This is a genomic window from Herbaspirillum sp. C7C8, assembly GCF_022627875.1.
Taxonomy (GTDB): Bacteria; Pseudomonadota; Gammaproteobacteria; order Burkholderiales; family Burkholderiaceae_D; genus Herbaspirillum.
The window spans coordinates 56,732-68,784 of record NZ_JABXGG010000012.1; the positions used below are offsets into that span (position 1 = coordinate 56,732).

The window sequence follows — 12,053 nt, forward strand, 5'->3', positions numbered from 1 at the left end:
CAGAACAGCAGATCAGAAATCATATTGCAAGGACAGGCGCGCCGTGCGCGGTGCGCCCAGGTGGACGTAGCCGTCGCCCAGGTACTGGCCGGCATCTTTCCAGTAACGCTTGTCGAAGACGTTGTCCACATTGGCGCGCAGGGTGGCCGTGTGGCCGCCAATGCGCAGCCGGTAGCGCAGGCCGGCATTGAAGACGTGCACGGCCGGCAGGTTCACGCTGCCATCGCGGGTGGCGGGCTTGCTGGCGCTGTAGAGCCAGCTGCCCATGAGGTTCACGCCCTCCACCCCCGGCAGGGCATAGTCGGCATAGACGCTGCTGCGCAGGCGCGGCACGTTCACGACCTGCCGGTCGTCATAGGCGGCCGTACCGGTGTCGCTGGCACGGGCACGGGTGGCCGTCACGCTGGCGCCCACCGACAGGCGCGCGCTGAGCTTGCCGCTGGCGCCGAGCTCCAGTCCGGTGTTGGTCTGCCGACCTTGCTGGACGTAGGTGAAACCGCTGCTGCTGTTGTCCGGTTGCTGATACTCATAGGCTTTGCGGATACGGAACAGGGCCGCGGTCAGGGCCAGATCCGGCGAGACATCGTATTTGACGCCGGCTTCCAGCTGACGTGCTACCGACGGCGGCAGCGTGGTCGGGAAGTTGCTGACCCAGAACGGCGCCGAGGTCCCCAGCGTGAGCGTCTCGGCATAGCTGCCGTAGAGCGAGAGCTTGTGCATGGGCTTGAAGATCAAGGCCAGTTGCGGCAGGAACAGATTGCGCGAGGTGGTGCGGGTGACGCTGCCATCGGAGGCGAAGGCCTGTTCGTTGAGCCACACCTGACGGCCTCCGGCAATGGCTTGCCAGTGCTCGGACAAGAGCAGTCGGTCGCTGAAGAAGAGCGCCTTCTGGCGACTGTCCAGATTGCGATATGCCGGGCCGGGGACATCGGTGGCCGGGGCCAGTGCCGGGGTGCCGGAATAGATGTTGCCACTGCCGACCAGTACGCTGATGCCATCCGATTTATCCACCACCCGGCGCGACATGGCCATCCCCATGGTCAGCTCATGCTTGAGCCAGCCGGTGGCGAACTTGCCGATCATGACGGCCTGCGCCTCGTCATTGCGGCGTTCGTCATCGGGTACGCGATAGTCGTACACGTCGAAATCGCCATTGGCGGCAAAGCTTGAAGAAGCCCCGCCACCGCTGCCATACGGGAAGGCCAGATTGTCGTCGATGACCGCCCGGCTGCGCCCGGCCTGCACGTAAGCATGCCAGTCGGCATTGAGATCGGTATCCACCCGCAGGCGGTAGTTCAGCGAGCTGTCCCGCACCGGCTGCGCCCAGGATTGCGGTGTCAGCATGGTCTGGGGCGAGACGCCCGAGGGCAGCGTGGTGCCGCCCAGCAGCTGGTAACCGGCCACCGAATGCTGCGCCTTCTGCTGGTATTCGGCGTCGAACTGCACCAGCGTCTTCGACGACAACGCCCAGGTCGCTGAGAGCGAAGCGAAGTCGCGCCAGCCATCGCCGTTGTTGACGTAGGAGTGGATGTCTTCGTGCGCGGCATTGATGCGCAGGCCGAACTGTTTCTGCTCACCGAAGAGCGTACCCAGGTCGGTGGCCAGATAGCGCGATCCGTAGGAGTCCGTCCCCAGCGTGATCGAACGCACATCGGCCGGACGCTTGGTGACGTAGTTGACGATGCCGCCCGCGCTGCTCACACCGGCCTGCAGGCCGGCCACACCCTTGAGGAATTCGACGCGCTCCTTGTTCTCCAGTGCGACGGTCTGCTCGCCGGCCACGGTGAGGCCGTCGATGCGATAGGCACTGGCCGGGTCCAGCGTGATGCCGCGGATGCTGAAGTTCTCGTAGTAACCGACCGGGGCATAGTTCTCGTTGATGGAGGCATCGTTCTTGACCACGTCCGAGAGCAGGCGCGATTGCTGGTCCTGCATCTGCGCGGCGGTGACCACGGCCACCGAGGCCGGCGTGTCGATCAGCGGTGCATCGTCGAAACCGGCCACCGCAGCCGAACGTGCCCGGCTGTCGTCTTTGCCGGTGCCGCTGGCGGTGACGTTGACGGTGGGCAGGGAGTCGCCCTTGTCGTCGCCGACATCGGCTGCGCGGACGGTGGCCGAGAGGCTCAGCGAGGTGCCGGCCAGCGTCAGCATCAGCGTGGAGGCCAGGGGTGCAATGCGTTTCATCGTGGTTCTATCGTGGAAGGGAAGCAGCAGGAGCACGCCGTGCGCGCTCCCTCATCAACAGGGTAGTCAGGGCAATCAGGGCAATCAGGGCAGGACGGAAGGTCAGCGGTTGCGTGCCGTGGCAACGGCACGACCGAGGTCGGCCACCGACATCGCATAGAAGTAGCTGCGATTGTACTGCGTGATGGCATAGAAGTTGTTGGTGGCGATCCAGTACTCGGTGGGACCGGTGCCGTTCTGCAGGTCCACCAGGCCAAAGCGCATGCCCGCCGGCAGGGGCGGCGTGGAGATGCCGGCGGCATGCAGCTCGTCGGCGGTGTACTTGGCTTCCAGGCCCTGGTTGAGCATGGCTTCCCACTGGCGGTTGTCGCTGGAGACCTGCACCGGGAAGGCCACCGGCTCACCGCGTTGCCAGCCATGGACGGCCAGATAGTGCGCCACGCTGCCGATGGCGTCCACCGGAGAATTGCGCAGATCGATCTTGCCGTCGCCATCGAAGTCCACCGCATATTCGCGGATGCTGCCCGGCATGAACTGCGGCCAGCCAATGGCGCCGGCATAGGAGCCGCGCAAGGACATCGGATCGATGCCGGCCTCGCGGGCCAGCAGCAGGGTGTTTTCCAGTTCGCCCCGGAAGAAGGCCATGCGCGCATCGCGGTTGGCCGTGTTGGGATAATCGAAGGCCAGCGTGGTCAGCGCATCCATGACGCGGAAGTTGCCGGTGTTGCGGCCATAGACCGTTTCCACGCCGATGATGCCGACGATGATTTCCATCGGCACGCCATACTGCGCCTCGGCGCGCGCCAGGGCCACGCCATAGGTGTTCCAGAAATCGACCCCGGCATTGATGCGCACCGGTTCCACGAAGCGGGCGCGGTAGGCCGTCCAGTTCTTGGGCTTGGTCACGGGGGCCGGCTTGATGAGCTGGATGGCGCTGTCCACGTAGCGGGTCTGCGCGAAGAGCGCATTGAGATCGCTGCGCTGGAAATGGTTGCGGTCCACCATTTCATCCATGAAGCGGGCTACGTCCTTCCATTCATTGAAGTTGACGAACTCGCCCTGTTCATCGGTGACGATTTTCTTCCTGGCTTGCGGCTTGGATTTTTTCTCTGCCGGTTTCTTGTGTGTTTTATCCACAGCCTTTTTCTGGTTTTTCTTTTCCACAGACTTGCCGTCCTGCGCCTGCGCGGTCATCGGCAGGGCACACAATGTGGCAATGAGCAGGGAGGAAACGAGGGCGGTCAGGCGAGGCAGGGAGATGGGCATGAGCGGGATGAGCAGCAGGGGGAGGCCAGACAAGCGGCCAAGTATACCGCATCGGCCACCCCGCCCCATGCCGGTGCATGCGCGTGAGCAGGCTTTGACCACGATCAGCGACAGCCAATGTACACTAGCCCAAGGAGACAACCCGGCAGGCAGGATGTTTGCCGGGTGGCAATATCATCGCAACAAGATCGCAACAAGAGCAAGAATGACCACCGCCATCTATACGCACGCCGATTGCCAGCGCCATGAAATGGGGGACTGGCACCCCGAGACCCCCGCTCGTCTGGAGGCCATCGAGGACCAGCTGATCCTGAGCCGCATCGATCAGTTCCTCGACCGCCGCGAAGCCCCGCTGGCCGATCCGGCCGAACTGGAACGCGTGCATACGGCCGCGGCCGTCGACTACGTGCGCGAGCACAGCCATGCCTTGAGCCTGTCGGGCCAGTCCTATCATTCGGTTGATGGCGACACCCTGCTCAACCAGCACAGCTGGAAAGCCGCTCTGCGCGCAGCCGGTGCGGCAGTGGCCGCCACCGATGCGGTGCTGGCCGGGGAGCTGGACAATGCCTTTTGCGCGGTGCGTCCACCCGGCCACCATGCCACCCACGATAAGGCCATGGGCTTCTGCCTGTTCAACAACGTGGCCCTGGCCGCGCGCCATGCCCTGGAGGTGCATGGACTGGAACGGGTGGCGGTGATCGATTTCGACGTGCATCACGGCAATGGCACCGAGGATATCTTTGCCCATGATCCCCGGGTGCTCATGGTGAGCTTCTTCCAGCATCCCTTCTATCCCTTCTCGGGCGACGGGCCGACCGAGTCGCACATCGTCAACGTGCCGGTGCCGGCCTATTCCGATGGCAATGCGGTGCGCCAGCTGGTGAACGAGAAATGGCTGCCGGCGCTGCATGCGCACCAGCCGCAGATGATCTTCATCTCGGCCGGCTTCGATGCCCACCGCGAGGATGACATGGGCCAGATGGGCCTGGTGGAAGCGGACTACGCCTGGATGACGCGGCAGATCATGAAGATCGCCGACCAGTATGCCAAGGGCCGTATCGTCAGTTGCCTGGAAGGTGGCTACAACCTCTCGGCGCTGGGGCGCAGCGTGGTGGCGCACCTGAAGGTCTTGGCCGACCTGGAATGAACGTTGGATTTTCCACAGGCGGTTTCAAGAAATGGCGCGATAAAAACCAAGGTTCTTTTCGCGCCTTGTTTTATGCACAGGCCGCATGCCGGATTCTTCATCAAACCTCGGCAGGCTCATACGCCTCATACGCCGCAATGATCGCATCGGCCACCGCCCGCACCCGCGCCGTGCGGTTCAGGTCGCTGTGCAGCACCAGCCACATGTCGTAAGGCACGGCGCGCTGCGGCCAGATGCGCACCAGGCCGCTGGCCTTGTCGCCCACGTGGGTGGGTAGTTCGCCAATGCCGAAACCCGCTTGCAGACTGTCATACATGACCAGGCCGGTGCTCACTTCCATGGCCACGCTGGCGTGGGCGATGGATTCGCCGCAGATCTGCTCGGACTTGCTGGGCGAGACGCTGCGCGGATAGATCACTACGTCATGGCCCTTGAGGCCCGTACCGGGATCGGGCAGTCCGCGCTTTTTCACATAGGCTTTCGAGGCATACATGCCGGTATGCAGCCGCTTGAGATGGCGCGCGATCAGGTCCGGCGCATCCGGCCGCAGGGTGCGCACGGCAATGTCGGCTTCGCGTTTGGTGAGGTTGGTGATCTGGGTGGAGGTCGAGAGCACCACGCGGATTTTCGGATGCTCCTGGCGCAGCCGGTGCAAGGCCGGTAACAGGAAATGGCGCGCCGTAATGTCGGTGGCCGCCAGCCGCACCACGCCGCACAGGCGTTCGTCCATGCCCTGCATCTGCCGTTGCAGTTGTTCCGCGCCTTGCTCCATCTGGTTGGCCGCCGCAGCGGCCAGCTCGCCCGCCGGGGTCGGTACGTAGCCGCTGGGCGTGCGCAGGAACAGGCGCGCTCCCAGCGAGCTTTCCAGTGAGGCCAAACGACGGCCCACAGTGGCCTGGTCGATCTCCAGCTGTTCGGCGGCCCCGCGCAAGGTGCCCACGCGATAGATGGCCAGGAAGATGCGGGCGTTGTCCCAATCCATGATGTGCCTTTGCTGCAAGAGGGGAGGTAAGTGATGGTCTGATGCAAATTTGCATCAGCGTGCTGATCTTATACCTCTTTATTGCATCACTGTCCAAGCCTAGAATCTGCCCCATTGAACCCCGCCCCGGCGTTTCCGGTCGCGGGTTTGCGGTTCTCCCTCGCACCGTGCGTGCAGAAAGTTCTGTTGCCATGTCTTCCACACAATGCCCTCGTGCGCCAGCCTCGGTGCTGGTACCTCCCATTGCCCGTGCCACCCCGCATGCCGGCATGCTGCCGCTGGTGGCGCTGGCCATCGGTTTCGTCATGGCCATGCTGGACGTGACGGTGGTCAACGTGGGACTGTCCAATATCTCCACCAGCCTGGATGCGCCTTTGTCCATGCTGGTGTGGATCGTCGACGGCTACACGCTGACGTTTGCCGCCATGCTGCTGGTGGGGGGGGCTCTGGCTGATCGCTTCGGGGCGCGCCGGTTGTACCTGACCGGGCTGTTCCTGTTCGTGCTGGCCTCGCTGCTGTGCGGGGCCGCGCCCAACGGCCCCTTCCTGATCGCAGCACGTCTGCTGCAAGGCTTGGGCGCGGCCTTCTTCATGCCCAGTTCGCTGAGCCTGCTCACGCACGTCTATGAGGATGACCGTGTGCGTGCCCGCATGCTGGGCGTCTGGTCGGCGACTGTCGGCCTGGCTGCTGCTGCCGGGCCGCTGCTGGGCGGTGTGCTGATCCACTGGCTGGGCTGGCGCAGCGTGTTCCTCATCAACGTGCCGGTGGGCCTCTTGGGTTTGCTGATGGCGCGCAGGTTCATTCCGCAGGTGGTCGGCCATGCCCGCGCACTGCACCTCTACAGCCATCTGGCGGGCGTGATCATGCTGGCCGGGCTGTCCTTCGTCCTGATCCAGGGACCGGTGTATGGCTGGACCTCGCCGCGCATCCTGGCTGCGCTGGCGGTGGCGGTGCTGGCTGCGGTGGCGCTGGTGCGGCATGAACTGCGCGGCATTGCGCCGCTGTTGCCCAAGGCGCTGTTTGCCACGCCGCAGTTTGCGGCGGCCAATGGTATCGGGTTCCTGATCAACTTCGGAGTCTATGGCAACCTCTTCTATCTCGCGCTGTTCCTGCAGCAGGGCAGGGGCGCGGATGCGCTGCAGACCGGCTTGCAGCTGGTGCCGATGATGGCGGTGATCTTCTTCGGCAATCTGATGTCGGGCCGCATGGCCGCCCACTGGGGGCCGCGTGTACCGCTGCTGCTGGGGCTGTCGGTGGGCACGGTCTTTACCGCCGTGGCGATGGTTTTCCGTCCCGAGACGCCTTACTGGCTGCTGGCCCTGGTATGCGCGGCGGCCAACCTGGGCATCAGTACGGCCATTCCCGCCATGACCACGGTGGTCATGCAGGTGGCCGGCAAGGCCCATGCCAACAGCGCGGCGGCGGCACTCAATGCCAATCGCCAGATCGGTGCGCTGGTCGGCGTGGCCTTGATGGGCGCGATCCTGCACAGCGTTCAGGGCTGGAGCCTGCGCAATCCGCTGGCCTTCGGCGTGATGGCGCTGGCCTACGGCGTCGCCTTGTGGCTGGTGTGGCGCTTTGTGGGCGTTGTCAAGGAGCAATGGGTGACCCGGCGCGCGTGAGTGCGGGTGTTGTTCCCTGTCCAATGGCCTGCCCCGACTTGTGCGCGGCAGGCCGTTTTCTTGGGGATTTGTTAGGGTTTGGCGGGGCAGGGTCGTAAAATAGCGCCTTCACGAAATACGCATCAGAAAGAAGCTCCGCATGTCCATCCAATGGTTCCCCGGTCACATGAATTCTGCCCGCCGCAAGGCCGCGGAGAGCATGGAAAAAGTCGATATGGTCATCGAAGTGGTCGATGCCCGCCTGCCGCAGGCCAGCTGCAATCCCATGATCGAGCAGTTGCGCAATGCGCGCCAGCGTCCCTGCCTGAAGATCTTGAACAAGACCGACATGGCCGACCCGGTAGCTACGCAAGCCTGGATCGACTTCTACAACAGCCAGAAGGGCGTGACTGCCGTGGCGCTGTCCTGCAAGAAGCCCTCGGATGTGGCGCGCGTGCCCAAGCTGGCCATGCAGGTGGCACCGCATCGCGGCACCGCCCTGAAGCCGCTGCGCATGATGATCATGGGCATCCCCAACGTGGGCAAGTCGACCCTGATGAATGCGCTGCTGAAAAAGCGCGTGGCCGCCGTGGGCGATGAGCCGGCCGTGACCAAGACGCAGCAGCGGCTCTATCTCGGCAACAACATGGTGCTCACCGATACCCCCGGCATGCTCTGGCCCAAGATCGAGCATCCCAGCGATGGCCTCATGCTGGCGGCCAGCCATGCGGTGGGCAGCAATGCCCTCATCGAAGAGGAAGTGGCGACCTTCCTGGCCGACCTGCTGCTGCAGCGTTATCCGCAACTGCTCAAGGCACGGTATGGCTTCAATACCGACGGCATGGATGGCGTGGCGGTGGTGGAGGGGGTGGCGGCCAAGCGCGGTTTCCGTCTCAAGGGGGGCGACTTCGATTTCGAGAAGGCCGCCCATACCTTCCTGCAGGATTATCGCAGCGGTGCATTGGGTCGCATCTCGCTGGAGACACCGCAATCGCGTGCCGAGCTGCTGGCGACTTATCGGTCCACCGACAATCCTGAGGCACTGCAGGCCGAGGATGAAGAGGAAGATGACGAGGACTACGACTGGCGAGACGCTCCGGATCACCGGGGGCGCTGAATCTAAGTTTTGCTCTGCGGAAAACTTAGAAAGCGGATTTCAGAAACTAAGTTTTTTGGGGATCACCGGCAAGGCACCAATTCCCGCTCAATGAAAAAGGCCAGCTCGATGAGCTGGCCTTTTCGTTGATGCAGGCAAGTGAGGCGTGGCGGATTACCAGGAGGTGATCACGGAACCCTTGTACTTTTCCAGCACGAACTTCTTTACTTCCGGGCTGTGATAAGCCTTGACCAGCTTGGCGACCCAAGGCTTGTCCTTGTCGGCAGCGCGCACGGCGATCACGTTGACGTAGGGACCGGTGGAGGCTTCCACGGCGATCGAATCCTTGGTCGGGGACAGGCCGGCCGATTCAGCGTAGTTGCCGTTGATGACGGCAGCGTCGAAGTCATCCAGCGAACGCGGCAGTTGCGCAGCATCCAGCTCGACGATCTTGATCTTCTTGGGGTTCTCGACGATATCCAGCGGGGTGGCCTTCAGACCGGCATCGGCTTTGAGCTTGATCACGCCCTTGGCCTGCAGCACCAGCAGGGCACGGCCACCGTTGGTCGGATCGTTGGGCACGCCCACGCGAGCGCCCGGCTTGAGGTCGTTGAGCGACTTGATCTTCTTGGAGTACACGCCCATCGGGAAGGTGATGGTGCTGCCAACGCTGACGAACTTGTAGCCACGGTCCTTGATCTGCGCATCCAGGTAGGGCTGGTGCTGGTAGGAGTTGGCGTCCAGGTCACCGGCGGCCAGGGCGGCGTTGGGCTGGATGTAGTCGGTGAATTCGATGACCTTCATCTTCACGCCGTCTTTTTCGAGCAGCTTCTTGACCTGTTCCATGATCTCGGCGTGGGGACCGGCGGTCACACCCATCTTGATCTGGTCTTCGGCCATGGCCGGGGCCGAGATCAGGCCGGCGGCCAGACCCAGACCGGCGATGAATTGAATCAACTGACGACGCTTCATGACTTTCCTTTCGAGCTTTGAGGTGGGCAGCGGATAGCTGCCGTTTTTGTAGAGATTGCAGTGCTCAGCGGTGGCTGAGCTTGCGGACCAGCAGGTCTCCCAGGGATTGCACCACCTGGACGAACACGATCAGGATCAGCACCACGGCCAGCATGACTTCCGGCAGGAAGCGCTGGTAGCCATAGCGGATGCCCAGGTCGCCCAGGCCGCCGCCGCCGATGGCGCCGGCCATGGCCGAATAGCCGACCAGGCTGACGAAGGTGATCGTGAGACCGGCGACGATACCAGCAAATGCCTCGGGCACCAATACCTTGTAAATGATTTGCCAGGTGGTGGCACCCATGGCCTGGGCCGCTTCCACCAGGCCGTGATCGACTTCGCGCAATGCGGTCTCGACCAGGCGCGCGATGAAGGGCGCGGCGGCGATGGTCAGCGGCACGATGGCCGCGGCGGTGCCGATGGAGGTACCCACGAAGAAGCGCGTCATCGGAATCACCGCCACCAGCAGGATGATGAAGGGCGTGGAACGCACTGCATTGACCAGCAGGCCGGCCACGCGATTGAACGCCACATTGGGCAGCACGCCCTTGGATTCGGTGATGTGCAGGGCGATGCCCAGCGGGATGCCCAGCAGCGAACCGACCACGCCGGAGATGGCCACCATCATCAGCGTCTCGCCGAAGGCGCTGATGAACAGATCGATCAGTTCAGATGACATGGTTGAGCTCCTCGACGACCACGCCCTGTTCGCGCAGGTACTGCATGGCCTGGTTGATGTTGTCCTGGGTGCCGTTGGCGAGAATCGCCAGCGAACCGAAAGCCTGTCCCTGGATCTCGTCGATCTGGCCGTGCAGGATGTTGAAGTTCAGGTTGAAGCGGCGCACCGCTTCCGACAGGTGCGGCTGGTCCACATCACTGCCGGTGAAGGCGAAGCGGAACAGGTGGTCGGTCCCCTGTCCGGCATCGGCACGCGCCAGGCGTTCGCGCAGACGCGCCAGCACCCCCTTGGGCAGTTCGTGGGCGATGACGTCGCCGATCAGGGCACGGGTGACTTCGTGGCGCGGCTGGCGGAACACCTCCAGCACTTCACCCTGTTCGATCACCTGGCCGGCTTCCATGACGGCCACGCGATCGCAGATGTCCTTGATGACTTCCATCTGGTGCGTGATCAGCACGATGGTCAGGCCCAGTTCGCGGTTGATCTTGCGCAGCAGTTCGAGGATGGAGCGGGTGGTTTCGGGGTCCAGCGCCGAGGTGGCTTCGTCCGACAGCAAGACCTTGGGATCGTTGGCCAGGGCGCGGGCGATGCCTACGCGCTGCTTCTGGCCGCCGGAAATCTGCGCCGGATAGCGGTCGCGCAGGGCGGTCAGTCCGACCAGTTCCAGCAGGGGCTCGACCTTGGCGGCGATGTCGGCTTTGCTCTTGCCGGCCAGTTCCAGCGGCAGGGCGATGTTGTCGTAGACGCTGCGCGAAGAGAGCAGGTTGAAATGCTGGAAGATCATGCCGATGCCACGGCGAGCCTCGCGCAGTTGCGAGGCCGACAGCGAGGTCAGGTCCTGGCCGTCGAGCAGGATGCGGCCGGCAGTGGGGCGGTTGAGCAGGTTCAGGGTGCGCACCAGCGTACTCTTGCCGGCGCCGCTTCTGCCGATGATGCCGAAGATCTCGCCCTTGCGGATCGACAAATCGACATGGCGCACCGCGTCGACATTGCCGAAGCGCTGGGTGACAGCTTGTATTTCGATCATGATGAAAAAGAAGAAATGGCAGCGGGCCCCGGGCGCCTGCGCCAGCGCGGCATCATGGGACGCTGCGGGCGGGTCAGGACCTCAGGTCTCCACTGCCATCAATATTTTTATAAGAAGCCGCTATTTTAAGGCTGCAAGGTTATATAGGGAAAATAATTTTTCGCCTATGTATATAACCGGCGCGTCTTAGCACGGGGCGGGAAGTGCTTTGTGGACTGGATTTGCTGACCGGATCGCGGTTCGCGGAGAGGGCAGGCCAATAGCTTGTCTCGTTGTTGAACGAGAAAGTATTCGAATAAATTTTGTCGTTCAGTCCATTTTTCGCTGGAATGCCTTGGATGACGCAGCGGACGCTTATCTTCCTGAATTTTTGTCCGGCGTGCTGCAGCGCGCCGGGCAAAGACGCCGGAATCCCTCCCATGTACGCCTTTCCTGTCACGGACCTCGCCCTGCGCCTCGATGCGCTGCTGGAGCTGGCCGATATCGATGAAGTCATTCTCACCCGCGAAGGTGCCGACAACCTGGTGCTGGTGCGCGAACCTGTCTGGCGCGGGGTGCAGGAAGCCCTGCACCTGCTGGGCAACGATCTGAACGCCGAGCGTCTGCTGTGCAGCCTGCTGCAACTGCGCGCCGAGCTGCTGCCGCTGAACAATCCGACATGACCCCGCTCTGCATGACCCCGCTGGCCCGGGAAGACCTGGCCTGGTGGCGCCGTCACGACCGTCGGGTTGCGCGTCAGTTGCTTCATTTGATGCGTCGGCTACGTGACGACTCCTGCATTCCACCGGCTCGACAGGTGGCCTTGCCCCTGCGTCTGCCCGGTCTGTTCGCCCTGCGCCTGCATGGCGAACATCGTCTGGTCATCGAGCGCGTGGCGGGCAGGGTGGTGATCCATCAATGCCGCTTCCATTTCTGATGGCCTCCCAAGTTTGACTCCCACTATACGCGACAGGTGTTGCGATAAAACATCGGAATAGTCTCATAAATGAGCTAAATCCAAGGAATGATGCTTTTGAAGAAATAAAGACGGTTTAGATTTGCCGTGACTTCTTGATTTACT

General features: G+C 62.9%; 11 protein-coding genes. 5 read left to right on the forward strand and 6 right to left on the reverse strand.

The features are described from left to right. Window positions 1-12: 12 nt before the first annotated feature. The gene (locus HWE01_RS14985) at window positions 13-2,184 is read right to left on the reverse strand and encodes a TonB-dependent siderophore receptor (RefSeq protein WP_241822224.1); all 2,172 of its coding nucleotides are present in this window, start codon (window positions 2,182-2,184) and stop codon (window positions 13-15) included. Window positions 2,185-2,286: 102 nt separating this feature from the next. Further along, the gene (gene mltB, locus HWE01_RS14990; RefSeq protein WP_241822274.1) at window positions 2,287-3,450 is read right to left on the reverse strand and encodes a lytic murein transglycosylase B; all 1,164 of its coding nucleotides are present in this window, start codon (window positions 3,448-3,450) and stop codon (window positions 2,287-2,289) included. 205 nt (window positions 3,451-3,655) lie between these two features. On the opposite strand from mltB, the gene HWE01_RS14995 reads away from it, so the two are divergent. Beyond that, entirely contained in the window at window positions 3,656-4,597 is a 942-nt protein-coding gene (locus tag HWE01_RS14995; protein ID WP_008325952.1) for a histone deacetylase family protein, read from the forward strand. A gap of 100 nt (window positions 4,598-4,697) precedes the next feature. Here HWE01_RS14995 and HWE01_RS15000 read toward each other — a convergent pair whose 3' ends face one another. Then, a complete protein-coding gene (locus tag HWE01_RS15000) occupies window positions 4,698-5,579 on the reverse strand; it encodes a LysR family transcriptional regulator (RefSeq protein ID WP_241822225.1) in 882 nt (293 codons plus the stop codon). Between the two features lie 191 nt (window positions 5,580-5,770). On the opposite strand from HWE01_RS15000, the gene HWE01_RS15005 reads away from it, so the two are divergent. Beyond that, entirely contained in the window at window positions 5,771-7,201 is a 1,431-nt protein-coding gene (locus tag HWE01_RS15005; protein ID WP_241822226.1) for an MFS transporter, read from the forward strand. A gap of 139 nt (window positions 7,202-7,340) precedes the next feature. Next, window positions 7,341-8,297 (forward strand): ribosome biogenesis GTPase YlqF, encoded by a 957-nt coding sequence (gene ylqF / locus HWE01_RS15010; RefSeq protein ID WP_008325956.1) that lies wholly within the window; start codon window positions 7,341-7,343, stop codon window positions 8,295-8,297. Window positions 8,298-8,450: 153 nt separating this feature from the next. On the opposite strand, the gene HWE01_RS15015 is transcribed toward ylqF, so the two are convergent. The 3 genes from HWE01_RS15015 to HWE01_RS15025 all read right to left on the reverse strand — a co-directional run bounded on the left by HWE01_RS15015 (window position 8,451) and on the right by HWE01_RS15025 (window position 10,993). Beyond that, complete coding sequence (locus HWE01_RS15015; RefSeq protein WP_008325958.1) at window positions 8,451-9,248, reverse strand: MetQ/NlpA family ABC transporter substrate-binding protein; 798 nt, start codon at window positions 9,246-9,248, stop codon at window positions 8,451-8,453. Window positions 9,249-9,312: 64 nt separating this feature from the next. Further along, window positions 9,313-9,966 (reverse strand): methionine ABC transporter permease, encoded by a 654-nt coding sequence (locus HWE01_RS15020; RefSeq protein ID WP_008325959.1) that lies wholly within the window; start codon window positions 9,964-9,966, stop codon window positions 9,313-9,315. After that, window positions 9,956-10,993, reverse strand: a complete 1,038-nt coding sequence (locus HWE01_RS15025) for a methionine ABC transporter ATP-binding protein (protein WP_008325960.1) — start codon at window positions 10,991-10,993, stop codon at window positions 9,956-9,958. The genes HWE01_RS15020 and HWE01_RS15025 overlap by 11 nt, the downstream gene beginning before the upstream one ends. A gap of 419 nt (window positions 10,994-11,412) precedes the next feature. On the opposite strand from HWE01_RS15025, the gene HWE01_RS15030 reads away from it, so the two are divergent. Both HWE01_RS15030 and HWE01_RS15035 read left to right on the forward strand, forming a co-directional pair. Beyond that, window positions 11,413-11,655: a type II toxin-antitoxin system Phd/YefM family antitoxin gene (locus HWE01_RS15030; RefSeq protein WP_008325962.1), complete on the forward strand. Its 243-nt coding sequence runs from the start codon at window positions 11,413-11,415 to the stop codon at window positions 11,653-11,655. Continuing rightward, window positions 11,652-11,909 (forward strand): type II toxin-antitoxin system YoeB family toxin, encoded by a 258-nt coding sequence (locus HWE01_RS15035; protein ID WP_175342738.1) that lies wholly within the window; start codon window positions 11,652-11,654, stop codon window positions 11,907-11,909. Before HWE01_RS15030 ends, HWE01_RS15035 begins: the two co-directional genes overlap by 4 nt. Window positions 11,910-12,053 lie beyond the last annotated feature (144 nt).